Below are 24,958 nucleotides of genomic sequence, written 5' to 3' on the forward strand. Positions count from 1 at the left end.
CGTAGCATAACTAGGCAGGAAATAAACTATGACCAAATGGCCAATTCGGTGGGATCTTCTTTTTCGATACAGAATGATTGAGATTATTACGTTATGGGAAGGAAGGTTGACTACCAATCATCTAATCCAAAGCTTTGGTATTGGTCGCCAACAAGCATCAAAAGATATAAACAGTTATTTAGCAAATATCGCACCTGATAACCTAATTTACGACAAACATTTAAAAGGTTATAAACCCAGTGAGAGCTTTACTCCTCAGCTTACACGAGGTCATGCAGACGAGTACTTACATATTTTATCTCGCACTGAAGATATGATGGTAACTTTTGATGAACTTAATATGGGCTTTGAAAATACGACAATGGTCCGCCCCGTAACACGTAATATCTCACCGGACATTTTACGTCCGCTAGTTCAAGCTATTCGAGATAAAAAACGTGTCGATATAAGCTACACATCATTAAGAGATGGCGAGGAAGTTGAACGAATTATTTCTCCACATACGCTCGTTTGTACTCCTTTGCGCTGGCATGTTCGTGCTTATTGTGAACACTCCAAAGGCTACAGAGATTTTGTTCTTAGCCGTATTCGAGGCATTCCTGATATCAACGATAAAATAGTAATGGAAAAAGATGCAGATAAAGCTTGGAACACTCAGCTTTATATCGAATTGATGCCAGACCCTAGATTAACTGAAGCTCAAGCTGCGATCATTGCTAATGATTACGGTATGGGAAATGGAAACCTGCACATAACGACTAACGCTGCTTTAGTACGCTATGTTTTAGACACATATAATATTGATATCAATGTATTAGACTCGAACCCCAAAGGACAGCAGATTATCTTAGGGAACCTTGAGGAATTGAGACCATATTTAGTCTTCTAAATCGGTGATAAAGACCTAAAACAATTAATTATCGACACGACAATATTACAATCTATTAAATATAAAAAACCGCTCTGGTGAGCGGTTTCTGATAGTTAAACTCAAACCTCACTATCGTTTAAAGTACAAATTTTTCCAGTAACTTCAAATCTGATGGTTCAATATCGACAAAACAAACTTTGTTATTAAAATTATTTTCTAAAACATCAAGATCTTCACTAGATAGATCCCCCGCAAGAACACCCAAAACGATAAGCTTCGAATTTATGAAAACAATTTTTTTACGATTCCCACGATCATTGTTCACTTGTAATTTGAATAATTTGTCATTCAACTTTTTAACATTTAAGTTAGCACATGCATCAAACATATATTTCGTTGATGTTTTCTCTTCTGTAACAATTTTAAGCTCGCAAACAGACTCTCCATCATCATTGTAATTATCTAAGGAAAGCAAAACAGATGCATACTTCCCTATACTAATTTGTTGCTCTAATGGATTCGCATTAACTGAATAGTGAAAAAAGACAGCGAGCAATAATAGTGTTTTTAAATATTTCATTTATTCGTTTTCATCTCCGTATTTTTAACTATTTTTGCTTAATACAGATATACTCATGAAGTCGAGTAAATAGATGATTTACCCACAATACCTAACTCTAAACACTTTTATTCATAACACATTGATCTAGCATTTGACTAAACGTTTTCTCATCAATCTCTTTTTTGTCATTATGAATAAGTGAATACCCTTTATTTGACACATAATTAAAATTAAATACGTCGGACTTACTTTCTGAATACTTATAAACTAATTGAGTATTTTCTCTGCTTAACTGATTGATTCCACAAATATACCTCTTATCTGAATTAACCCTTAAGCCTGTTATTTCAAAATAAATGTGTTCATTAACCTGCGCTAAATGCTGATTATATGTATAAACCATAGATAAACTATTACGTCCATTTTGTTCCGTAACAATCAGATCTTCTATACCATCAAAATTCACATCTAATAAAGTGTATTTGTAATCAAGAAAATCAGGCTCAACCTCTGACTCTAATTGCTGAATTTTACCATCAGAAAAAGAAAGTAAGATTATTCCTTGTTCAAACTTTACATTATCAATACTCGTCTCATAAGAAAAAGCCGAGCATGATACTAAAAGTAAGATTAACAAAATGCGAGCTTGCGACAAAGAAAATTTAAAATATAATTTATTAAATCCCACTATTATCACGCTTAAAATCTTTTACTGAGTTAAAAAAACTTTCACTAATAACATCTTTACAAGCATCAACTTTACCTAATGAATTTATAAAACCATACTCAATATCATTACTAAAGGTAGCATCAAAACTTTTAAACAAACCCATATGATTATCTAACTTAACTATCGTATATTCACTTTGAAATCTAAAAGTATCGTTATATAAAACATCTTCTCTTTTTGTTATATATGACTCTTCGCCTTTGTAAATTACAAATTTCGAATCATCATACTGAGCAAGTAAAGAAGACCCACTCTCTAAGTTGCATTTAAGTAACACGGTTGGTTCAGGTAAATTCGCCTTACAACCAAAAGAGGCTAAAAGCACAAATACATTAATTAGATATTTAAACATTAAGATGCTGCTTCTACCTCTACTCTTTTTTGAAACGGTCTTTAAAGGACTCATAAATCAAAAGAATTTACACTATGCGCTTTACTATATTTAGATTGACTATAAATAGTGATTTTGTCCCTTTTATCTATAACTGTTAGATCTGACAAATAATCTATAGCTCTTTTTGAGAAAACAATACTTTTAGCTAATTTGTCATACTCATTTTTTTAACAAGGATATGAACAATAAATATCATGATTCATGGTAATTTAGAAATATGTGATTAATTTAGAATAATAGTTAAGCTCGTATCTTTTGATACGAGCTTTACGTTTTCCATAGCTAATTTTTTGTATACTCAGCTTTCTGTTTACTTATCGCTTCATAAAGAGATATCCAATGTTGTTGATACTCCTTAAAAGTCGTTTTTTCGATTTCATTTTGGCAATCTAAATAATAATCATATTTCCCTTTAAATCCCCAAGTTCTAGAAACTAATTCATCGACAATTTTTCTATCATCAAAATTTATTTGTAAATTTACTTCATTCTTCATTGTATCTGCATTATAAAAATAAAAATCCACTAATAAATAAGAAGGAGTGTAAGATTGTATGCGGGAACTTATCTGAATATTTTCCCCAAGATTATTTAAATCCGTTGTTATTAAAACTTTATCATTACTTTTAAGCGTTAAATTTGAACCATTTACTGTTAATTTATAATCTCGAACTAAAGACTCACCTAAATGAAAGAAACGTTCTGGGTAATAAGGATCATTACCTGATGCCACACCAACACCTAACTCATTGAAATCATAGTCTGTTTTATAGGATTTCTTTTGAATGTAATAAGCTTGTTCATTCATTATCTCTTGTGTGTAATCAACCAAGCAACGATATTCCAATTGTTGACTTGCATTAACATTTTGTGTTAAACAAAATAGCATAAGAGTAGCTAATATTACTTTTTTCATAACGTTCCTTTTATTTGTTACGAGCTTAAAATAACTCATAAATCAAAAGAACTTACACTACTAGATTTACCGTATTTAGATTGGCTATAAATAGTGATTTTATTCCCCTCATCTATAACCGTTAAATCTGATAAGTAATCTACAGCTTCTTTAGGTAATGTGCTATTTTCTACCAAGGCGTTATACTCTTCAAAGGTAGCCACATCATTACTAAACTGACCTAAGTACTCCAAATTATTTTTCTTATAGATATATACAGTGTGTATCTCGTTTGGTATTTCACGCATTAAATCAACCAAACTAATTAAAACGACTTCTTCATTTTTTTTACCATACATAGGGTATCGAGATACAGAGATAACACCGCCACTATCATCTAAACTGCCTTCATTTAACTGAACTAAATTTCCATTTATATTCATTTCAATTTTATATTTTGACGATGAATAGATCGATTCTCCCGTCGGTATATAAAATAAATCAGCATAACCATAATACTCGCCGTAATCAGGTGTCATTTTTTTATTTGGGAGTTGAATTAAATTATGCTCTTTGATGCTTGTAAGCTCTAAATTTGCAGATGCTATTGCATTTCCAACAAATAAAGATAAGAAACACATAACAAAAAAACACCTACACACTTTATCATTCTTTTTCATCTTCTTTATCTAACTTGCTTCGAATATAACTTTCTACTTCATGAGCTTTATTTTCTGAAATTCCCTTCTTGCAAATTAAACCTCTTCCTTCGTTACCTACATTCTCTAAATTAACAAAATAAATCGATGCTTTTTTATCTAAAGAAAATGAATAGTAACGACCTTCTGAAGCTAAAACCTTAAAACGTCCAGAGCTTGAAATTGACACATTACTGTTAGATATTTCTTTTCTAGTAATGAAAAGATCATTATGGACAATAGATATTTCATTATTTTCAATGCTTAAATTTACAATGCCATCATATCCATCATCGTCGTCATCTTGGCTTGGCCAATCTTGCTTATTTTCATTCCCAATGTTCGAATCAACACACTGATACGTAAATTGATAGTTTTCATCTTGTGCATAAGTATTAGAACTTATTAAGGCAAATAACAACCAATAAAACACTTTGTTATATTTCATATTATCCAATATCTCCACTCCATTTAAAGGAACTTATTCCCTTATAACTTTTATGATTAGTTTTAGCTACAACTGATTGTTTATCTTTATTACTAACTGATTGCTGTTCAATATACTTAAAATCAACAAAAAAACCTGGATTAATTTTGGTATTAGAATTCCCGTACTCATGCTCACTAGATACTTCAAAGTGAAGATGAGGCGCTTTGGTTCCTGTTTTTATCCCAGAAACTCCCGATTTTGCAATTATCTGCCCTTTTTGCACTTTATCTCCAGCTTTAAAAACTAAGCCTGTTTCTGGATTTATTTCTATTGAATCTAAATGCATGTAAGCAAAACGTAAACCATTTTCTTGTACATTAACATCTTTTCCTTCTACATCTTCTGTCCTATTAGGTAAAGAATGCACTTTATACTCTAATCTTTCGTTCCATATCCGTTGAACAAACTCTTTTTCATCAATTTTCAAAACAATAAGATTACCATTAGAACTTGAAAAACGAACATGTTGAATAACTGCATCAACACAAGCATAAACATCCGTTCCAATTTCAGCAAAGAGGTCTAATCCACGATGCGGACGATTAACTTCACGTCGCATATCTTCACCAAATAATCCCCAGTAACCGCATTCTCCTCCATTTTGATAATGATTTGTACTCATCGGGTTTTTAATTGGATCACACCAATGTCTTTCTATTTCTAATTTCCCTACATTCACAATAGGTGTATTAGCTGGAATATTTTTATCACTTAATGCTGCCACCACAAAGGCGTTTAATAGTCTTTTACTCATAGAACTAAAGCTGTTCACAAAGCTTGATACTTGCCCTATATGCGTTAACACAATGGGCGGCAAGGTTACTCTTTGCGCTTTATCTTGAGCCTGTTGAGGGGCGTTTATACATAATTCATCACCCACTTTTAACGCTGATGGGTTATCTTCAAACATCGAATTTAAAGTAAGTAGTTCTTTAGGTGCCATGCAATGTTGCTTGGCTATTTCATCCCACGTTTCTCTATTGCCATCTCCATTTAAAACAACAATATGCGCGGGAATGTGGGTTGATTCATCTTTATTCGATTCAATAACAAGGGTGTCGCCTATCTCTATTTGCCCTTCTTTTCCTTTGTATTGAGGATTTAATTCAACAAGGCTTTCAAGCGTTGTTCCTTGCTGGTGGGCGATTTTTGATAATGAATCATTGGGCTGAATTACATAGGTTACTTCGTCGCCCTCTGTTTTTTCACGAGCTAGTGCGCTTTCATTTTTTGATTTAACAATGGTTTCTACATCTAATAGACAGGCGTTTTCGTCTAACCATGTTGCGTTTAAGTCATCAAACTCTTCTTGCGTCATTTTTTGTGGTAAATACAATAAATGCTGCCTTGTCACTGGCGCTTTATTTACTTTCCAAGGAAGAAGGATGAAATTGTATTGATGATCAGATAAAAGCGATGAGCTTAATTGCTCTGCACTTGATAGAGTTGCGAAAAAAGTAGACGCGTCATTACCTACAATTTGATATTCATGTGCTAATTTATCCCCAATAAAATGGTAATAGAATCCTGTAGTTGGCCAACCAAGTTGTTCACCTACTTGAACAGCGGTTTTGATAGGAACAAAAGATTCGGTATGCGTCCCTGATCCTTTTTTAACTGGATTAACGTCTTGGAAGGCAAGTGCACTACCACTTGATTGAAAAAACTCTCGATAAAGCGCTTTAGGCTCATTAACCATGACGGAAGCCGTTAATAAGGTAAACCCGGTTTGCGATGCGGATTTCTTCCACGAACTGATGACGGCTTCATCGTCCGTTTTCCCTAGTGAAAAGGCACCTATCTGATAAGTCACGATATCTTCTTGCGCACACGCAATTTCAATATTGTATTCATAAGCTGCAGCGGGGGTGCTTTTTTCTGCTACAGGTTCATTATGGGGTTGTTCTTTTTCTACCTTCTGTTCTGGCGTAAGAAACCCATCTTCAACCGGTTTATAAAAGGCATTTATGTATTTGGCTTTTGGTTTGGTTATTTCTTCTCCCACAGCATCTAGCTCTACAAAATCACCTATTTTTTCATCCCACGCTTTCATCTTAAGTCTCATCATTACAAAAAACGTTTAAAATAATAACGTAGAATTCAAGTGCATTTTTACTGAATGAATAGGCAGATTTACCAAAAAAGAACAAGTGTGATTACCATCTCACAGGAAGTGATGCAAATTTAAATAGAATAGGCATAGTAGGAATTACAGGCACAAAAAAGCCCACACTAGGTGGGCTCTTTTGTATAATGTGGTGCCCGCTACTGGACTCGAACCAGTGACACCTTGCATGTCATGCAAGTACTCTAACCAACTGAGCTAAGCGGGCAAATCGTTAACAGGAAAGTAATTAACTTCTCCTTGAGAACGAGATAGATAATATCGAGTTCCTTTTTACTCTGCAAGTCTTTTTTTATGATTATCAATCGTTTGTCTATTTAATATTCAAACTGAACAAAATCAGAACAACTTGATTGCAAGCCCCTTTTAAAATAGAATCGCACATACCGTTAAAAGGATTTATTTCATGCCACAATCTCGCTTTCATCATTTTCAATTCTTACCATCTATTTTAGTTTTGTTGCTTGTTGGCATTGCGGCTATCTCGCTTACTTTTAGTATTCAAAGTTTTCAATCTGTTGAGAAAACAATACGAACTTCATCATTTCAAGCATTCAATAACTCTATTGAAGCTAGTTATGACATTGTCGATACCGCATTAAACGAATCGATAAAACGATATTTAAGAGGCATTGTGGTCTCTTCTGCTAAGTTTATTACTCAGATTCAAAAATCTACGTCATTGACCTCTGTACAAAAAACAGCACTAATTCAAGATTATATAAACTCTAATAAAATTGGGGATACTGGCTATTCCTATATATTGAACTCTAAAGGAAAACTAGAGTATCACCCTATCTTCCAAGGCCGTAACGTCAGTGAGTATCGTCACATTCAAGAACAAATTGATAATGATGATCACTTTGTTGAATACTTATGGATGAACCCTAATGAAGAGAAACCACGTAAAAAACTGGCGTATTCTATTTATGTAGAAGAGCTTGATTTTATTGTGTCGGCAAGCGCTTATAAAGACGAGTTATTACACTTCATTAATAAAACGATCCTTAAAGATAAACTCAACAAATATCAATACGGTGATACTGGCTATGTGTATGTTATAAACCTAACGGGAGAGTTAATTCTTCACCCTAGTTATGAAGGTGAGAATATACGCAGTTTAATTGGTGAAAGTGCCGATGGTTTACTTCATAAAATTCAACAATCAGCTAACCGCTATAGCTTACAAATGAACTTAGTTAACGGAATGTCTGAAACAACAGCACATGCTGCAAATATCGAAGATTATAGCTATCAAATAACCTTGGATGGCAACACATACCAAAAAGACGTGCTTTATATCTATTACCCTTATCTTGATTGGGCGATTGTCTCTGGTATTTCTAGAGATGAATTGAACCGACCAACAAACACATTGTTATACAGCTTATCTGGGCTTCTTTTTAGCTTGGTTTCTATTATTGGTATCTTGTTGATATTGCTTAATCAGCGCCATAAAAAATTAACTCACGTACTTAACCGTGATTATTTAACAGGGTTGCTTAACCGCCACGCTTTTCACAATATGGTCACACCATTAATTAGTGAGCAACACCACCCTACCGTTTTTTCGTCTTACTCTATCACTCTGTTAGATATCGATTTCTTTAAGCATATAAATGATACTTATGGGCAAATTGTTGGAGATAAAATTATTACTATTGTAGGTAAAGCGATTTCTCAATACCCAAATGTCTTAGCGGCACGATACGATGGCGAGGCGTTTATTCTCTTTATCTCTGAGAACCGCCCTAAACGGGTTATTGAGTTTACTGAAAAAGTGCGTCAACAAATCAATAAATACAACACGTTAAATGAGACGATTACATTAAGTGCAGGCATCACTACAATAAGTAAGCCAAACATATTATTGGATGACGTGATAGAACAAGCAGATAAAGCTCTGCGCCATTCAAAAGATACAGGGCGAGATAAAATCACTCATTATCAAGATCTATAAGAAGTAAAATAGAAATAGGAAGGGAAAACTGGTAACGCTGTACTACGCTCAATAAAGTAATGTTCTCCATTTATTAGGCAAGGCTCATCGAACCATTTCCCTAAGCCCATAACGACTATCGTTACGGGCTATTTTTTTAGGGCAATTTTATTTCGACTCTGTACTCACTAGGTGAATGCCGTCTTTTTCGATTGTGATCTTGCCTGCTTTATATAAACCACCAATCGTCTTTTTAAACGTGCCTTTACTTGTTCTAAACTCAGCAAAGATTGCGTCTGGAGATGATTTATCACTTAGAGGTAAAAAGCCGTCTTTTTTCTCTAAGGTCGCGATTACTTTTTCACTTAAATCATCCATACGAGCTACGCCTGGACGCTGTAGAGACAGTGAGATTTTTCCATCTTCACGCATATCAGCAATAAACGCTTTTAGTTGCTTACCAATAAATAGTTTACCAAATACATCTGAATGGAAGATTAGTCCCCAATGCTCGCCATTGATCACGGCTTTGTAACCAAGATCAGTACGTTCTGCAATTAAGATATCGACTTGTTGGCCTTTTTCGTAATTTGCTGGAGTCTTATCTAGCCATTTGTTAAAACGAGTTGTACCTACGATACGGCTAGACGCTTTATCAATGTATACATAAACAAGAATTGATTGACCTTCGTTTAAGCGACCACGTTGCTCACTGAATGGAACCAATAAGTCTTTTTTAGCGATACCCCAATCCACAAATGCACCAATGCTGTTTGTGCCAATAACGTTCATTAGGCCAAATTGACCTACTTGCGCTTTTGGTGTTTCTGTAGAGGCTACCACTTCATTTTCTGAATCAAGATAAATAAACACATCAAGCGCTTCACCGACTGCTGTGCCTTCTGGAACAAAACGACTTGGAAGAAGAATAGACCCATAATCTCCGCCATCTAAAAAGACACCAAAATCTACAGTTTTTGTTACTTCTAATTTGTTGATTTGACCAATTTTAATCATTACTTCAATTCCTAAATAAAATACTCGGCGATTATACCTGAACTCTGATATGCTTGCTTTATGAATTACCATTTTTATAGGAATTTCCTGTGATTACAGTTGGTAAGAAAGATGGCTTATCACTAAAGATCTCACATATTGTTGAAGAATCTAAGCAACACGAACTGGAAATGTTTCTTTTCATTCCAGGTGAGCTTGGTTTAAACAAAGACATGGTTTCTGAATCTGAGTTTTATTACAACTCCATTCAGAGCCAGCGTACGTATTTCAGTGATAAAAATCACCTTCCTCTTGTGCACTCTCGTCTTGCTCAACGTGGCCGTCTGTCTACTGAACAATATCGTTTAAGTTTGAGTTTATACGCTTATCAATATGCCCTAGCATTAGAAAAAGCGGTACAGCAACTTAATGATACATCCCGTGAAGAAATCACTCATCAAGAGGTTGATGATGCGATTGATCTTGCCATTGACATCCTTAGAAAGTTACGCCGTAACGTACCTTATGATGATACGTTAAAACGCTATTACGCTAATATAGACAATTACTTATCTTGGTATACAGAGCAGCGCTTTCTGTCTTTGCTTGCTCACATGCCAAGAAATGAAGAATATAAGCTGGTTAAAGAACGTCTTATCGATATTTGTGAATTGGAGTCGCTTCACCGCCTTGATAAAAGTTACAACTCGGGTAAAGCTCGTGATGACATGACTCGAATGTCGAATAAAATGCGTTTATTACGTCGTTTGATCGAATTCCCTATCGTACTTAAAGAAAAGAAGTTAGCGCTCGGTAAGCACATTAAAAGAGTCGTAAAAGGCGGAGCAACCGCGGTTGTTATGATCTTTGTATCATTGATGGTTATTCAAGCACGTGGGTTCTTGGGTGAAATTACCGCTTCCTTTATCTTTGCTGTCTCATTTATCTATGCCATGCGTGAGGTCTTTAAAGATGATTTACGTGATGTAATGTGGCGTTGGATACGTAAAGGTCAACCTAAGTGGCGTAAACGTTACCTTGATCCTACAACCAATACCTATGTAGGAAGAAAGCTAGAATGGCTTGATTACATGACCTTTTCTGAGTTGGATTCAGATATTCAGAAGCTGCGTAAACATCGTGTAGTGCAACGTGAAGAAATAATCCTCTCATATAAGAGCCAAACGAAAATGGCGATCACGAAGTTTATGAGTGGTTATGAACAGACTCGTGAAACCATGTTGATTGATCTCCGCCCTATTGCTCGTTTAATGGAAAAAGGTTCTCAAAAGATTTATCAATTAAATGATGGGCAAGTCACTAAAGAATCGGTTGAGAAGCGTCATTTAATTAACTTAATTGTGCGTGAAACCATGGATGATTACAGTACTCAATTACATCGTTGGAAAATTATTGTTAACCGCTCAAAGATTATTGATATTGAGAAGATTTCAATTGATAGTAAATAAAACTTAACTAACTATATATCCAAAAAAACGCTTTTAGGTTAGTACAACCTAAAGGCGTTTTTGTATTTATATCAACTCAATTTCGTTACGCTGTAACTACAACATCTGTCGCACTTAATTGCTCTAATAGCTCTTGAATTCTTGGATTCTGAGCTAATTCATCAATCGTTGTAACTACTGGTTTGTTTGCTTTGTTTGCCGCTTGAATAGCCTGCCCTACAAGATGCAAAACCGCTTCGTTTTGTGGATCAAAATGATGTTCTAATGCTTCGTTTTGTTTATCTACGCCCAACGTAAACTGCGTTAGCGTATCTACATTTACGATCATACCATCAAAGTATTGAAGTAATTTATCTGCCATCAATGCTGCTGCCGGTACATCACACACAAAATGAACTTTAAGCCCATTTAGACCACGTGGTAAACCGTGAATTGCTAAACGATCAATGATGGTTGCCGCATCACTTAAGTTACGCACAAATGGCACTACAATTTGTACACTTGCCGATGTTCCGGCCATTACTTTTTTAATCACTGCGCATTCTAGAGCAAACTGTTCTGTGCTCGCCTCTGATGCAAAGCGCGTTACGCCACGAACGCCCATCATTGGGTTCGCTTCTTTCATTTCTAATTGACCAGCAAGTAAGCCTGCAAATGCAGCACTGTCTGCATCAGAAAAGGAGATTTTCACTTCTGTTGTTGATTCTTTAATATTCGCTAAAATCTCATTAGCTAAAGTATCGACAAAGTGTGTTTTACCATCTGCAGCACCTTCAATGATAATTGCTAAACTTTGCGCCTCGATATCACTCATTTTAGGCGCTTTGATCACGGCTTTTGGATGATAAAATAAATGCTCTTGAATCAACCCTGCAATAGATACATACAAAGAGGCTTCTGAGTCTGTTTGAGATTGGTAAGAAGGTAAACTCGCCATACGTGTTAGTGTTGGTAAAATAGTATCTGTCATGCTTACTCCAATGAACTCATTGAGTTAGATTTATTATTAAATGTTATTTATGTTGAACATACATATACATGAGCAACAACTCAAGTCTAAAAGATACAATAATGCTACTTTATACGCCCACATCTTTATCTCTATTAAGTTTTGGGTTTCATCCCTTTGAATTTTCCGTTATCTTACTCGGGTGTATTAAAGAATTAACAGGCGAAACTATGCCATTTCAAACAGATGAACTTCGTACTCAGCCTTTAGGCCCAATGCCAACACCCGCTGAGCTCACGACTGCTCACCCTATTACCGACGATGTTGCTGAACATATTGAGCACTCTCGCGCACAGGTTGAAGCTATTTTAACTGGCAAAGATAAACGTCTTTTAGTCGTTGTTGGTCCATGCTCTGTACATGATACAGCTGCCGCATTGGATTACGCACAACGCTTAGCCAATATTCAAGAACAGTATAAAGGTGAACTTTTCATCGTTATGCGTACTTATTTCGAAAAACCGCGCACAATTGTAGGTTGGAAAGGATTAATTACCGATCCTAACTTAGATGGCAGCTATGCACTTGAGGCTGGTTTACATAAAGCGCGTAAACTTTTGCTTGATATCAATAAACTGGGTTTAGCTACGGCAACTGAGTTTTTAGATATGATCACGGGTCAATATATTTCAGATCTCATTACGTGGGGTGCCATTGGTGCTCGTACAACTGAATCTCAAATTCACCGTGAAATGGCATCTGCTTTATCTTGTCCTGTTGGCTTTAAAAACGGAACAAATGGCAACACACAAATAGCGATGGATGCTATCCGTGCGGCTAAAGCATCTCATTTCTTCTACTCGCCTGATAAACAAGGTCGCATGACGGTATATCGCACTGCGGGTAATCCGTTTGGTCATGTCATCCTTCGTGGTGGTAATGATAAGCCAAACTTTGATATTGATTCAGTGACAGATGCTTGCCAACGTTTAGAAAATGTGGGCTTACCCCCTCACCTGATCGTCGACTTTAGCCATGCAAACTGTGAAAAACAGCATCGCCGCCAACTTGATGTAGCAAAAGATATTTGTGCTCAAATCGAGTCTGGCAGCAATAAAGTGGTTGGTATTATGGCTGAAAGCTTCATCGTTGAAGGCAATCAACCAATGACTGATTTAAATAACCTGACTTACGGTAAATCAATTACTGATCCATGCCTAAGTTGGGAAGATACCGTGGCTATGTTAGACATGCTATCAAACACAATTAAAACATCTCGTTAATTTAAGGATTAAAACTATGCCTGCTTTTGATATCGTTTCTGAAGTTGATAATGTTGAACTAAAAAATGCGGTAGACAATGCTACTCGTGAATTAGCTACTCGTTTCGATTTTCGTGGTGTTGATGCTAGCTTTGAATTAAAAGGCGAAAACATCAAGATTAAAGCGGAAGATGACTTCCAACTATCTCAGTTAGTAGATATTTTACGTGGTAACCTTGCAAAACGCGGTGTTGATGCTCGTTCAATGGATATCAAAGACGCAGTTCACTCTGGTAAAAACTTTTATCAAGACATCGACTTTAAACAAGGTGTTGATACGCTTATCGCTAAGAAATTAGTAAAAGAAATCAAAGCATCAAAAATTAAAGTTCAAGCTGCAATCCAAGGCGAACAACTTCGTATTACTGGTAAGAATCGTGATGATCTGCAAGCTGCAATGGCACTTGTACGTGAAGGTGACTTTGGTCAACCTTTCCAATTCACAAATTTCCGTGACTAATCCAGTTTTCAAATAGTAATGTTCTAAAAAACATTACTATTTGATAGATATAAAAAAAGCGTCTCTACAGTGAGGCGCTTTTTTATTATTTTCGGTTATATTTTTCGTTAGTCTCTAGTTTAAAATTAGCTGACTAATCGCTCAAATTCATCAATTTGTTGGCTCACTCTATCTAAGCTCTGCTGCCAAAATGTTTCTTGGGTTAAATCCATCTGTAAGTGCTTTTGAACCACCTCTTCAGCTCGCATAGAGCCTGTATCACGCAGTAAACTTACGTAATCACTGTAGAAGCATTCCCCTTTTGCTTCTCTCTGAGCGTATACACCAATACTGAATAAGTAACCAAACAAATATGGGTAATTATAAAAACTCACTTCTGGGATGCTAAAATGCAGTTTACTTGCCCAAAATAATGGGTCTGGCTCTGACATCGAGTCTCCATACCATTCAGTCCAAGTTTTACTCATTAAGTCGGAGAGTTGTTCTGACCCTAACTCTTTATTTGCGCGTTGCTCATAAAATGCTTTTTCAAACTCATATCGCACTGGAATATTAATGGTTAACGCTAATGCCGAAGACAGTTCTTCCCATAGCATTTCTATTTTGTCTTCTTTTGTTTTTGCTTTCGCCATCAATGCATCACGAACTACGTTTTCAGCAAAGATCGACGCTGTTTCTGCCAATGTCATTGGGTATTTAGTTTTACACAATGGCATGTCTCGCATTACCCAGTTATGGAAAGCGTGACCTAGTTCATGCGCAAGCGTTAATACATCTGACATGCTATTACCCCATGTCATAAAGACCAATGGCGTTCGAGAATCAGCAAATTTTGTACAGTAAGCGCCAAGACGTTTAGTTTCTTGTGGTGCGGCATCTATCCAACCGTTTTCCACCATTAAACCAACAAAATCAGCCATTTCTTGTGAGACTCCCGCAAAGGCATCTTTTATAATCTCTATTGCTTCATTGAAACTGTAATTTGATGCTTCACCAACAAGCGGTGGCATTGACGCTAATTGATCCCAAGGCGTAAGTTGTTTAGTGCAGAACATTTTCGCCATTAAACGCCCTGCTTTTTGGCCGACTTCACGATTCTTTTTCGCTACCGACATCATGCTATCAAGTGTGGCTTGTTCAATGCGACTGCCATGTAAGCTCGGTTCAAGAAAATGCACGCTATTTACAGCGCTACGTTTTTTATATTCTGTTAATCTCCAGCCTGCTAGCGCATTTAAGATAGCCGAAAAACTTTCTTTGTTCTGTGCCATTGCTAGCTGTATTGCACGCCAGGCAGGCTCTCTACGAAGCGCATCACTGCCATATAAGATACTTGCTGCTTGAGACAACCCAATGGTCTCATTTGTGTCGTCAGGAAGTTGCAGGGTCACTTTCATTGAGCCTGTGATGTTATCATACAGACGACCCCATGCATTCTTTCCATCCACACTCATGGCAGACAGGAGTTGCTCTTCTTTCACACTTAATCGTGTTGCTATTAATTTTCTTTCTTCTTCTAATAAGAATCTCTGAGCAGCAAGATCATCATTAAGTGTCAGTATTGCTTCAAATTGTACTTCTGACGCATTCACAATCGCATCTAAATATGGGCTAAAAGCTTGTGATAAATCAGAAGATAACTTTGTCATCTGATTAACTAATGCTTTTGCTTGAGTGTTTGATGCATCGACAGAAGCGATGCAATTACCATAACTAGCCACGGTTGCTAACTGAACTGAGATAGATTCTTTTTCAAGAACAGCTTGTTGTAGATGGTGTACGTCAAGCTTAGCATCAGAACTTGAGAATGCCGCAATACGCAGCTCAATTTGAGATATTGTCTCGGTTAATTTAGGATCATCAAGTGATTGAAAAGCGATAGAAAGATCCCAACTTGGTACTGTCATGATTATGTCCTTTTTATTTTTGTTTTCCACATCATAGCAATTACGTTTATGTGGTAAAGCACTCAATAGCTTAATCTCATCATTCGCGCTATTGAGTCTTAGTTTTCTCTATTTTTTGAACCAACAAACACGCTCGATGACCGTTTTCTACGTTGGCATTAGGGAAGACAACGCTTTCTCCTCCTGCTTGAGCGGTATATTGCACATCACCATCGGTAGCAAGTAAGTCGTTTTCAGTAAATAAAGTGAAGTTAGCCAGATCGCTAGGGAAATGAAACGAAAATTGTTCACTATTTTTCATAATGCTGCGTGTTACTTGATATTCCACCAATGTCGAATCAACTGGAACTTGTTCGAAATAGTCAGCATGACTGAGCATATCTCTTAATGCTTCATTAAATTCAGAAAGCAACTCTAAGTCGTTCTCTCCCATTCTTGATACTTTACCTAGTTCAACGGTTGCTGCATGGGCTCCGTGATGCTCTGCACTGTACCAACTAAACGTTGAAGCCGGTGCTTCTGAAAACAAACATGCTTCTATCTTGCTACGTGATAGGAAATCTAATAATAACTCTGAGCGCTTATAATGTTGATTATGTGGATGTATTGCAAAAGTATAATGTTGAGATGAACGAATTGCGCAATGTAGATCTAAATGCCACTTTTCTTCTACATTATGCTTGGTAAAAAAGCTATCCACACTTCGCATTAAACGATTGGCTAAGTCGATCTCAACAATGGCTTTGTTTTCATCTTGATGGTGAGCAAAGAGTCTATTTAAATTGGTATCAATAAAACGAGTATGTTGATGTGTGGCTGCAGGATGCCCATAGATAAATAAGCACGGATGTGACAGTGACAATTCACCGCTTTGAATATCTTCAATGATAGTATCAAGCAGTTCTATTGGAGAGGTTTCATTACCATGTATTCCCGATGATAAAACAACGGCACTGTGAGAGTCAAAATCCAAATGAGGGATAAACTCGACTACCCCACGGCTATGCCATAGAGCTTGAGTGCCATTAGCAAGTAGCCAAGAGCTTTTTTTAAAAGACGTAGATAAATCTAAGGTATTTTGAATGAATGAAATATGATCCATTGGTACTTCTCTTTCTTGATAAAATATTTAACCAAAAAACTGTACCATTTAAGCCATGTTAAATTAACAATTTAAAAACAATTGTGTGAATTAACACCGATGTAACGGTTATCTAATAGCAATCGTAGTAATACCAATTCCAATAATTGTCTGATCATTATTACTGGTTAAATCACTCAATAATTACATTGCTATAACTAACTGAATTGAGATTATTTAGATAACAAAAAAGCTGTACAACATAAATGCTATACAGCTTTCATTTTCTTTAGCCAAAGATGGCAAGATTATTTTTCTACCGGTAGACTCTCAACACGAGCTTTCAGTTTCTGACCCGGTTTAAAAGTAACAACTCGGCGTGCAGAAATTGGAATATCTTCCCCAGTTTTTGGGTTACGTCCTGGTCGCTCGCTCTTTTCGCGTAGGTCAAAATTACCAAATCCAGATAATTTTACTTGCTCGCCACTCTCTAGAGCTTGCTTAATCTCTTCGAAAAATACTTCTACCGTTTCCTTGGCGTCGCGTTTACTTAATCCAACTTTTTCAAATAAGGTCTCAGCCAAATCAGCTTTAGTGAGTGCCATAAAAACTACCCTCAAGTTACGTTAGACATAGCTACAGTTTTTACTGTAACTGAAAACTGAACAGTTAGAACAATGACTTAACATTGGTTCCACTCTTGACAGTGTATGCCAACCGACTGATTTTCGCCAACTTTTTTCTAAAAAATCATGGCACACTTATGAGATAGAGATCAAAATTATAAGCTAATTACCCTAAGATATCTTACATCGGGCTATGCTAAGTCATTGAATTGGTACATAGCACTGATTTTGGTTATTTTTTCAGTTTATTAATCTGTATGTAAATTTGTGATGTTGACCAAGAAATTACTAACAGAATTAAAAATAAGCCATCTAATTGATTGTGAAGTAATTAGTTTTAAGGGGTAAAAAACAAAGATGCATAAGTTAACTACTGTTTCAGGATTATATACTGAAACGGTTTTTTTACCTCTACTGCTGATGTTAAAAAACTGAAATAAGCATATTTTATATTGATTAGATGAATATTCTTATACTTATTACTGTTTTTTATACCAATGTAATACCAATCGTAGTAAATAACTGATCATCCTCGCTAGTTAAAATACTCGATAACTGCGTTGAAATTTTTGATTGTAGAATAACTACTTATCGAAAAATTTCGCCTTGTTCTCAATCATTTTCCCTGCGCTATTTCTGATCACTTACTTACTGTGATTGGTATAACTAATTAATAAAATTACAGATAAAAAAAATCCAGTGCCAACAAACGTCAGCACTGGATTTTATATTCTTTTGTTAAAAAAGAAGTCGATTAGTCACGTAATGTTGCTGAGAATTTCTCACCAATTGCTGCAACGATAGCGTCAACAGCTGAAGTGATATCAGCCTCTTCTAGCGTACGCTCAACAGATTGAAGTGTCAGTGCGATTGCAAGACTCTTCTTACCATCTTCAACACCTTGACCACGGTAAACATCAAACAGTTTTGCGCTAGTTAATAGATCGCCACCTGATGCTAAACATTCAGCAACGATGTCACCAGATGCAATTGCTTCGTCTGCAACGATCGCGATGTCACGACGGTTTGCAGGGAACTTAGATACTGCAGCAGCTTCAGGGATAACGCGAGTGTTGATTGCATCCCACTCGATTTCAAACATGATTGTACGACCGTTCAAGCCAAACTTGCGCTCTAGCTCTGGGTGTACTGTTCCGATGAAACCAACTTCTTTTCCGCCAACAACGATAGCTGCAGTTTGACCAGGGTGAAGTGCTGGGTGTTTAGCGGCTTTAAACTCATACGCTAATTCGTTAGCAGTTAGTTCAAGAACAGCCTCTAAATCGCCTTTAAGGTCGAAGAAATCAACCGTGTTTGTTGCGATATCCCAATGCTCTTCACCACGAGTACCAGCGATGATACCAGCAAGCATCATTTCTTGACGCATGCCGTTTTCTGCTGATTCTTCAGGAATAAAACGCAGACCAGATTCGAATAAACGAACGCGTGGTTGTTGACGTTTTTGGTTATGAACAACGGTGTTGATCAAACCAGTCCATAGGCTTAGACGCATTGCTGACATGTCAGCTGAAATTGGGAATGGCAGAATTAACGGCTCAATTTCAGGCACGATCAGTTTTTGTTGCTCAGGCTCTACGAAGCTATAAGTAATTGCTTCGTGGTAACCACGGTCAACAAGAAGATCACGAACACGCTTAAGCGGTTGGTTTGCTTCTTTATGATCGTTCATATTTAGTGCAGCAACAGGCGCTTGGTTTGGAATGTTATTGTAACCGTAGATACGACCTACTTCTTCAATTAGGTCTTGCTCGATTGCAATATCAAAACGCCATGATGGAGATGTGGCTGTCCAACCTGTGTCTGTCGTTTCAACAGAACAACCTAGACGCGTTAAGATCTCAACCACATCTGTTGATGGGATGTGATGGCCTAATAGACCGTCTAGCTTGCTGCGACGTAATTCAACCGTGTTTGCTGTTGGAAGATCAGCGTCAGATTCTGCTGCAGAGATAGGAGCTACTTCGCCACCACAAAGTTCAACAAGAAGCTGTGTTGCACGCTCCATCGCTGTTGCTTGTAATGTAGAGTCAACCCCACGCTCAAAACGTAGAGAAGAATCAGTGTGTAGACCGTATGCACGCGCACGACCACGAATGTGATCAGGAGCGAAGAATGCACACTCAAGCATGATGTCAGTTGTTTCAGTCGTTACACCAGACTCTTTACCACCAAAAATACCAGCGATTGCTAGTGCTTTGTTTTGGTCTGCAATAACTAATGTATTGTTATTTAGCTTCGCTTCGTTGCCATCAAGAAGAGTCAGTTTCTCATCTTGTTCAGCCATACGAACCACAATGCCGCCGTCGATCTTAGCAAGATCAAACGCGTGCATTGGTTGGCCTTGCTCAAGCATTACGTAGTTTGTAATATCAACAATCGCATCGATTGAACGGATACCACAACGACGCAGTTTCTCTTGCATCCAGATTGGTGTTTCAGCTTTTGCATTTACGTTCTTGATAACACGACCAAGGTAACGTGGACACGCTTCAGTTGCTTTAACTTCAATAGAAACCGTATCTTCAATGCTTGTAGCTACTGCTTCAATAGTTGGTTCAACTACGTCTGCGCGGTTAAGAACACCCACTTCACGAGCTAAACCACGAATGCTGAAACAGTCAGCACGGTTTGCTGTTAGGTCAACATCGATAGCAACATCGTTAAGCTCAAGAAGCTCACGAACGTCCATACCTAATGTAGAGCCTTCTGGTAGTTCTAAAATACCGTCAGATTCAACATCAATACCCAGCTCAGAGAAAGAACAAAGCATACCGTGTGATGGAACACCACGTAGTTTTGCTTTCTTAATTTTGAAGTCACCAGGAAGTACAGCACCAACCGTTGCAACAGCAACTGTTAGGCCAAGACGACAGTTAGATGCACCACAAACGATGTCTAAAAGCTCTTCTTCGCCGATATCAATTTTAGTTACACGAAGTTTGTCTGCGTCTGGGTGTTGACCACACTCAACCACTTTACCTACTTTAACGCCGGTGAACTCACCAGCAACAGGTGCAACTTCATCAACTTCCAAACCAGCCATTGTGATTTGGTGAGCTAGCTCTTCGCTGTTAATAGCAGGTTTAACCCACTCGCGTAGCCAAGATTCACTGAATTTCATAAATTTCTAGCCCCGAATTACTTGAATTGTTTAAGGAAACGAAGGTCGTTCTCGAAGAACGCACGAAGGTCATTTACGCCGTAACGAAGCATAGTTAGACGCTCAACACCCATACCAAACGCAAAGCCTGAGTATTTTTCAGGGTCGATGCCAACAGATCGAAGTACGTTAGGGTGAACCATGCCACAACCTAATACTTCTAACCATTTGCCATCTTTACGCTTCACATCAACTTCAGCAGAAGGTTCTGTGAATGGGAAGAATGAAGGACGGAAACGCACTTCAACTTCTTCTTCAAAGAAATTACAAAGGAAATCGTGAAGAATACCTTTAAGTTGTGCAAAGTTTACGTTCTCATCAACTAGCATACCTTCCACTTGGTGGAACATTGGTGTGTGAGTTTGATCGTAATCGTTACGGTAAACACGGCCCGGAGCGATGAAACGGAATGGTGGTTTGCCATTTTCCATTGTACGGATCTGAACACCTGATGTATGCGTACGTAGCATTAGATCAGGGTTAAAGAAGAACGTATCGTGGTCAGTACGCGCTGGGTGATCGTCTGCAATATTTAGTGCATCGAAGTTATGGAATGCATCTTCGATTTCAGGACCAGATTCAGTGCTAAAACCTAATTCACCAAAGAATTGCTCAATACGCTCAACGGTACGAGTAACTGGGTGTAAACCACCGTTCTCGATACGACGGCCTGGAAGGCTTACATCGATAGTTTCAGCAGCAAGTTTCGCTTCAAGCTCTGCAGTTTGAAGAGAATCTTTACGTTCAACTAATAGCGTTTGAACCGCTTGCTTTGCTTTATTGATCAGTTGACCTGCTTCACGACGCTCTGAAGGGTCTAGTTTACCTAGTCCTTGAAGCTGAAGTGTCAAATGCCCTTTTTTACCTAAGTATTGAACACGGACTTCGTCCAGAGCGACTAAAGAGCCTGCTTGTTCAATTTCTGCCGTTGCATTGGCAATGATCTCGTCTAGATGTTGCATCGTTTCCTCATCCACTTATAGGTGGTATCCGTTGCGAGTAAAATACATATCAGCACATAGTAATAAATCACAGCGCTAAATCCAAACTGAATTGGATAAAATAGCTGATCTAATAGAAAAAAGTACTTTTCTTAGCCAAATGCCTGTCGAACACTTATCAATTCCCTTCTTTTTACATGGCTATCGTTTTTATTCAATTTTTCACGTCATAGAACAAAAACACAAAAGATCAAATGAAAATGATAGTAATTATCATTCGCAATATGTATTATCTTTCCGAATTATGAGACTACACACTTTCAAGGAATTAACATGTCTAATAAAAAAACGTTTTTAGCTGCGTCTATTTTAGTTGCTATCTCCCCTATCCTTCATGCAGAAACCTCTTCTAATGGGAATGCGACAATGTTTGATGAGGTCGTAGTGTCGGCAACTCGAACAGAACAAAGCATCAAAGATGTATCAAGCTCTATATCAAAAGTTACTGCTGATGATATCGATAATACAATGGCAACTAATGTCCAAGATGCTTTAAAATATACACCTGGTGTAACAGCTAATGGCGGTGGTCGCTTTGGCTTATCTGGATTTACCATTCGTGGCATGAGCGATAGCCGTATTAAAATGTTAGTTGATGGAGTTCAACAACCTACCCCATACAATCCAGGCTCCAATGAACAACGTAAATACCCGAGTACGATTGAAATTGATACGTTAAAAGCGATTGAGGTAAATAAAGGGCCGTCTTCTACCCTATATGGTTCAGACTCTCTTGGCGGTACCGTTCTAATGGAGACTAAAAATCCTGAAGACATTTTAAGAACCGAGGGGGACGAAAACGCTTTTGAAGTAAAAACAGGCTATAACAGCGTAGATTCAAGCACGAAAACTACAGGGACATGGGCAATGCGTGCTGCTGAGCTAGAAACTCTAGTCATGCTGACGTATAAAAAAGGCAGTGAATCACAAACCCATTCTAACGGTGCAGATATTGAAGGCCCAGAGCGTGGAGCTGCAAACCCAGCAGATGCACAAATTGGCAACTTATTAGCAAAAGCCTTTTACCAATTAAATGATTCGCATCGCATCGGCACGACTGTGGAATATTACACATCCCAATATGATGAAGATGAGCTTTCCCAAAATGGTTATTCTATGATGAGTAGAGGGGTGCCTATCATTACTTATTATGATAACTACAACAAGGACACAACAACTCGATTACGCGTTGGTTTAGAGCATGAATGGACAGCTAATAATGCGCTATTCGATACGCTAGAATCAAAATTAAATGTACAACAAACTGAATCATTATCTGAAAACTACGATACTTCAACTGGACCTTACGGCAGTGGTCGTCGTATGCGTGAACGTATTGCTAACGATGATTCAATCCAATTTGACGCACAGTTTGATAAAATCGCCGAATTTGGAGAAGGATTCCATCAAATCTCTTATGGCCTGAGCTTTAGACAAAACAAGTTCGCAACTGAAAATACCGATTACAAATACGATAAAGGAACCGTTGGACCTGGGCACACTGATATGCCTGATGCAACAATGACTCAATACGGTATTTTTGCACAGGATCAAGCTTTCCTACTTGATGAGCAGTTAGTGCTAACTGCTGGTTTACGCTATGACTCATTTGAAGCTAAACCAGAGACCAATGACGGTTTTAAAACAGAATATCCTGACAGCAAAAATGACGCTTTTACGGCGAAATTAGGATCGGTTTATCATATAAACAATAACTTCAGTGTACTTGCTCAAGTCAGCCAAGGCTTTAAAGCCCCTACCCTACAAGACATGTACTACTTCTATGACAGTGGCGCTGTCATTGATGCAAACCCAGACCTTAAAGCAGAAAGCAGTATCTCTTATGAAACAGGTATTCGAGCGCAATCTAATGCTGCACAAGTTGAATTAATTGCTTTCTATAATGATTATTCTGATTTCATCAATCAACAATATTTAGGTAAAGTCGTTGGTGGCCCGAACGATGGAAAAGAACATTACACAAAAGAAAATATCGATTCTGTGGAAATTTATGGTGTTGAATTTAGTTCTACTTACTTATTGGATGAAGCGTTTAATGCACCTCAAGGTATGTATTCTAAACTAAGTATTGCTTATGCTGAAGGCCGAGATAAAAAAACTGGCGCATCAATAGACAGTGTTGCCCCACTAACTTCAAACCTAGGTTTAGGTTATGACTCTATTGGTTACACTTACGGTGCTTTATTAAACATCAATATGGTGGCAGCAAAAGACAAATGGTCAAACGTTGGTCATGAAAACATCAATGTTGCTGGTTACACCTTGGTTGACCTTACCGCTTACTATAAGCCAATGAAGGATTTAACACTTCGTGGTGGTTTATTTAATGCGTTTGATAAGCAGTACTGGCTATACAACGACATGATTGGTACTGAAGCCGGTGAAGATGGGATTGACCGTCAAGCTCAAGCAGGTCGTAATTGGGGTATTGAGTTAGATTACAAATTCTAAATTCATAACTAAACACTAATAAAAGCGGCTTCGTTGCCGCTTTTAATATGTCTGCTGTATTATGATTTTACTATTTCAGAAGGTTCAAATGGGCCGTAGTTATCGATTTCTTTAGGGTGATTTATTTCAACGTATCTACTTTTACGAAATACACTTAATAGATGTTTCTTTATTTCTTCTCGATCTTTAGGAAAATAAAATAACCATTCGTATGAAGCATATAAATCATATGGATGGCTTATAATTGCAAAAGTGTCCTCTTTTCTAATATCAAATAATGTATATTCATCAGAAAAAAGTATGTACGACTTGCTGACTTTTGACTCAAACCCTGTCATTTTAAATGACAACAATGCACAAGCTCCTGCCCCAACAAAAGCCATAGGTCCTATTATAGTTACAGCAAAAAAACTTACCGCCACACCAAACCAAGCAAAACCTCTCATCACTTTATACGCCATTTCAGGAATTATCTGCTCTGTTGTAAAGTGAATGCCTTTTTTTGTTAAATAAAAACAAATATGCTCATCAGCAAGAAATAAATAACGAATAACAAAAGTCATTATTAAACCGATGAAAAATAAAACTGGAACCGCAGCCATATCCTGTATTAATAGCATGAGTAAACTATAACCAAAAAAAGGGACTCCTATAGATACAATCCATCTAAGTGTATGGCCAAAATTACGCCCAATAGCTTCCCACTGATAAATAACCTTAGCGTTATAAAGATCATTCTTAAGTTTTAATTCATTTTCTTTATCATGCATTATTTAACCGCATCCCTTACA

General features: G+C 37.3%; 21 protein-coding genes and 1 tRNA gene. 6 read left to right on the plus strand and 16 right to left on the minus strand.

Translation table 11 applies throughout. The features are described 5' to 3' along the window. Positions 1-28 precede the first annotated feature (28 nt). Positions 29-889, plus strand: a complete 861-nt coding sequence (locus AC2IP4_RS07130) for a helix-turn-helix transcriptional regulator (RefSeq protein ID WP_486310126.1) — start codon at positions 29-31, stop codon at positions 887-889. Between the two features lie 118 nt (positions 890-1,007). Here AC2IP4_RS07130 and AC2IP4_RS07135 read toward each other — a convergent pair whose 3' ends face one another. The 8 genes from AC2IP4_RS07135 to AC2IP4_RS07170 all read right to left on the minus strand — a co-directional run bounded on the left by AC2IP4_RS07135 (position 1,008) and on the right by AC2IP4_RS07170 (position 6,972). Beyond that, complete coding sequence (locus AC2IP4_RS07135) at positions 1,008-1,451, minus strand: hypothetical protein (protein ID WP_486310127.1); 444 nt, start codon at positions 1,449-1,451, stop codon at positions 1,008-1,010. A 97-nt stretch (positions 1,452-1,548) separates the two neighbouring features. Beyond that, positions 1,549-2,121: a hypothetical protein gene (locus AC2IP4_RS07140; protein WP_486310128.1), complete on the minus strand. Its 573-nt coding sequence runs from the start codon at positions 2,119-2,121 to the stop codon at positions 1,549-1,551. Continuing rightward, a complete protein-coding gene (locus AC2IP4_RS07145) occupies positions 2,111-2,515 on the minus strand; it encodes a hypothetical protein (RefSeq protein WP_130047305.1) in 405 nt (134 codons plus the stop codon). The genes AC2IP4_RS07140 and AC2IP4_RS07145 overlap by 11 nt, the downstream gene beginning before the upstream one ends. Positions 2,516-2,839: 324 nt before the next feature. Then, a complete protein-coding gene (locus tag AC2IP4_RS07150; protein WP_486310129.1) occupies positions 2,840-3,472 on the minus strand; it encodes a hypothetical protein in 633 nt (210 codons plus the stop codon). Positions 3,473-3,507: 35 nt separating this feature from the next. Beyond that, entirely contained in the window at positions 3,508-4,131 is a 624-nt protein-coding gene (locus AC2IP4_RS07155) for a hypothetical protein (RefSeq protein ID WP_486310130.1), read from the minus strand. After that, positions 4,118-4,606: a hypothetical protein gene (locus AC2IP4_RS07160; protein WP_486310131.1), complete on the minus strand. Its 489-nt coding sequence runs from the start codon at positions 4,604-4,606 to the stop codon at positions 4,118-4,120. Before AC2IP4_RS07160 ends, AC2IP4_RS07155 begins: the two co-directional genes overlap by 14 nt. Next, the gene (locus AC2IP4_RS07165; protein ID WP_486310132.1) at positions 4,599-6,707 is read right to left on the minus strand and encodes a peptidoglycan DD-metalloendopeptidase family protein; all 2,109 of its coding nucleotides are present in this window, start codon (positions 6,705-6,707) and stop codon (positions 4,599-4,601) included. Before AC2IP4_RS07165 ends, AC2IP4_RS07160 begins: the two co-directional genes overlap by 8 nt. 188 nt (positions 6,708-6,895) lie before the next feature. Continuing rightward, positions 6,896-6,972, minus strand: a tRNA-Val gene (locus tag AC2IP4_RS07170). Between the two features lie 198 nt (positions 6,973-7,170). Between AC2IP4_RS07170 and AC2IP4_RS07175 the strand changes: the two genes are divergently transcribed. Beyond that, positions 7,171-8,724: a Cache 3/Cache 2 fusion domain-containing protein gene (locus AC2IP4_RS07175; protein ID WP_486310133.1), complete on the plus strand. Its 1,554-nt coding sequence runs from the start codon at positions 7,171-7,173 to the stop codon at positions 8,722-8,724. A gap of 147 nt (positions 8,725-8,871) precedes the next feature. Here the strand turns inward: AC2IP4_RS07175 and AC2IP4_RS07180 are convergent, their stop codons facing one another. Next, positions 8,872-9,720: a CvfB family protein gene (locus AC2IP4_RS07180; protein WP_061002298.1), complete on the minus strand. Its 849-nt coding sequence runs from the start codon at positions 9,718-9,720 to the stop codon at positions 8,872-8,874. An 89-nt stretch (positions 9,721-9,809) separates the two neighbouring features. On the opposite strand from AC2IP4_RS07180, the gene AC2IP4_RS07185 reads away from it, so the two are divergent. Then, a complete protein-coding gene (locus AC2IP4_RS07185) occupies positions 9,810-11,168 on the plus strand; it encodes a hypothetical protein (RefSeq protein ID WP_375322371.1) in 1,359 nt (452 codons plus the stop codon). 85 nt (positions 11,169-11,253) lie between these two features. On the opposite strand, the gene AC2IP4_RS07190 is transcribed toward AC2IP4_RS07185, so the two are convergent. Further along, positions 11,254-12,138, minus strand: a complete 885-nt coding sequence (locus tag AC2IP4_RS07190; protein ID WP_375322370.1) for a putative PEP-binding protein — start codon at positions 12,136-12,138, stop codon at positions 11,254-11,256. Between the two features lie 209 nt (positions 12,139-12,347). Between AC2IP4_RS07190 and AC2IP4_RS07195 the strand changes: the two genes are divergently transcribed. After that, positions 12,348-13,400 (plus strand): 3-deoxy-7-phosphoheptulonate synthase, encoded by a 1,053-nt coding sequence (locus AC2IP4_RS07195; protein ID WP_105055566.1) that lies wholly within the window; start codon positions 12,348-12,350, stop codon positions 13,398-13,400. Positions 13,401-13,416: 16 nt separating this feature from the next. Further along, positions 13,417-13,899 carry a YajQ family cyclic di-GMP-binding protein gene (locus AC2IP4_RS07200; RefSeq protein WP_045102132.1) on the plus strand — a complete coding sequence of 161 codons (483 nt, stop codon included), beginning with the start codon at positions 13,417-13,419 and terminating at the stop codon, positions 13,897-13,899. A 125-nt stretch (positions 13,900-14,024) separates the two neighbouring features. Here AC2IP4_RS07200 and AC2IP4_RS07205 read toward each other — a convergent pair whose 3' ends face one another. The 5 genes from AC2IP4_RS07205 to pheS form a co-directional block, all read right to left on the minus strand. Continuing rightward, positions 14,025-15,806, minus strand: coding sequence for a M3 family oligoendopeptidase (locus AC2IP4_RS07205; protein WP_375322369.1), 1,782 nt, complete (start codon positions 15,804-15,806; stop codon positions 14,025-14,027). Between the two features lie 88 nt (positions 15,807-15,894). After that, entirely contained in the window at positions 15,895-16,908 is a 1,014-nt protein-coding gene (locus AC2IP4_RS07210; protein ID WP_375322368.1) for a succinylglutamate desuccinylase, read from the minus strand. Positions 16,909-17,195: 287 nt separating this feature from the next. After that, entirely contained in the window at positions 17,196-17,492 is a 297-nt protein-coding gene (locus tag AC2IP4_RS07215; RefSeq protein WP_060990903.1) for an integration host factor subunit alpha, read from the minus strand. Between the two features lie 775 nt (positions 17,493-18,267). After that, entirely contained in the window at positions 18,268-20,655 is a 2,388-nt protein-coding gene (gene pheT / locus AC2IP4_RS07220) for a phenylalanine--tRNA ligase subunit beta (protein WP_375322367.1), read from the minus strand. 17 nt (positions 20,656-20,672) lie between these two features. Further along, positions 20,673-21,656, minus strand: a complete 984-nt coding sequence (gene pheS, locus AC2IP4_RS07225; protein ID WP_045102137.1) for a phenylalanine--tRNA ligase subunit alpha — start codon at positions 21,654-21,656, stop codon at positions 20,673-20,675. A 312-nt stretch (positions 21,657-21,968) separates the two neighbouring features. Between pheS and AC2IP4_RS07230 the strand changes: the two genes are divergently transcribed. Beyond that, positions 21,969-24,167 (plus strand): TonB-dependent hemoglobin/transferrin/lactoferrin family receptor, encoded by a 2,199-nt coding sequence (locus AC2IP4_RS07230; RefSeq protein WP_375322366.1) that lies wholly within the window; start codon positions 21,969-21,971, stop codon positions 24,165-24,167. A gap of 59 nt (positions 24,168-24,226) precedes the next feature. On the opposite strand, the gene AC2IP4_RS07235 is transcribed toward AC2IP4_RS07230, so the two are convergent. Further along, the gene (locus AC2IP4_RS07235) at positions 24,227-24,937 is read right to left on the minus strand and encodes a hypothetical protein (protein WP_375322365.1); all 711 of its coding nucleotides are present in this window, start codon (positions 24,935-24,937) and stop codon (positions 24,227-24,229) included. Positions 24,938-24,958: the final 21 nt, after the last annotated feature.

The organism is Aliivibrio thorii, assembly GCF_057368585.1.

Bases quoted from the DNA above. Each gene is read 5' to 3' on its own strand.
- AC2IP4_RS07130 (WP_486310126.1), top strand. From the start codon at position 29: ATGACCAAATGGCCAATTCGGTGGGATCTTCTTTTTCGATACAGAATG.
- AC2IP4_RS07135 (WP_486310127.1), bottom strand. From the start codon at position 1,451: ATGAAATATTTAAAAACACTATTATTGCTCGCTGTCTTTTTTCACTAT.
- AC2IP4_RS07145 (WP_130047305.1), bottom strand. From the start codon at position 2,515: ATGTTTAAATATCTAATTAATGTATTTGTGCTTTTAGCCTCTTTTGGT.
- AC2IP4_RS07150 (WP_486310129.1), bottom strand. From the start codon at position 3,472: ATGAAAAAAGTAATATTAGCTACTCTTATGCTATTTTGTTTAACACAA.
- AC2IP4_RS07155 (WP_486310130.1), bottom strand. From the start codon at position 4,131: ATGAAAAAGAATGATAAAGTGTGTAGGTGTTTTTTTGTTATGTGTTTC.
- AC2IP4_RS07165 (WP_486310132.1), bottom strand. From the start codon at position 6,707: ATGATGAGACTTAAGATGAAAGCGTGGGATGAAAAAATAGGTGATTTT.
- AC2IP4_RS07175 (WP_486310133.1), top strand. From the start codon at position 7,171: ATGCCACAATCTCGCTTTCATCATTTTCAATTCTTACCATCTATTTTA.
- AC2IP4_RS07180 (WP_061002298.1), bottom strand. From the start codon at position 9,720: ATGATTAAAATTGGTCAAATCAACAAATTAGAAGTAACAAAAACTGTA.
- AC2IP4_RS07190 (WP_375322370.1), bottom strand. From the start codon at position 12,138: ATGACAGATACTATTTTACCAACACTAACACGTATGGCGAGTTTACCT.
- AC2IP4_RS07195 (WP_105055566.1), top strand. From the start codon at position 12,348: ATGCCATTTCAAACAGATGAACTTCGTACTCAGCCTTTAGGCCCAATG.
- AC2IP4_RS07200 (WP_045102132.1), top strand. From the start codon at position 13,417: ATGCCTGCTTTTGATATCGTTTCTGAAGTTGATAATGTTGAACTAAAA.
- AC2IP4_RS07205 (WP_375322369.1), bottom strand. From the start codon at position 15,806: ATGACAGTACCAAGTTGGGATCTTTCTATCGCTTTTCAATCACTTGAT.
- AC2IP4_RS07210 (WP_375322368.1), bottom strand. From the start codon at position 16,908: ATGGATCATATTTCATTCATTCAAAATACCTTAGATTTATCTACGTCT.
- AC2IP4_RS07215 (WP_060990903.1), bottom strand. From the start codon at position 17,492: ATGGCACTCACTAAAGCTGATTTGGCTGAGACCTTATTTGAAAAAGTT.
- pheT (WP_375322367.1), bottom strand. From the start codon at position 20,655: ATGAAATTCAGTGAATCTTGGCTACGCGAGTGGGTTAAACCTGCTATT.
- pheS (WP_045102137.1), bottom strand. From the start codon at position 21,656: ATGCAACATCTAGACGAGATCATTGCCAATGCAACGGCAGAAATTGAA.
- AC2IP4_RS07230 (WP_375322366.1), top strand. From the start codon at position 21,969: ATGTCTAATAAAAAAACGTTTTTAGCTGCGTCTATTTTAGTTGCTATC.
- AC2IP4_RS07235 (WP_375322365.1), bottom strand. From the start codon at position 24,937: ATGCATGATAAAGAAAATGAATTAAAACTTAAGAATGATCTTTATAAC.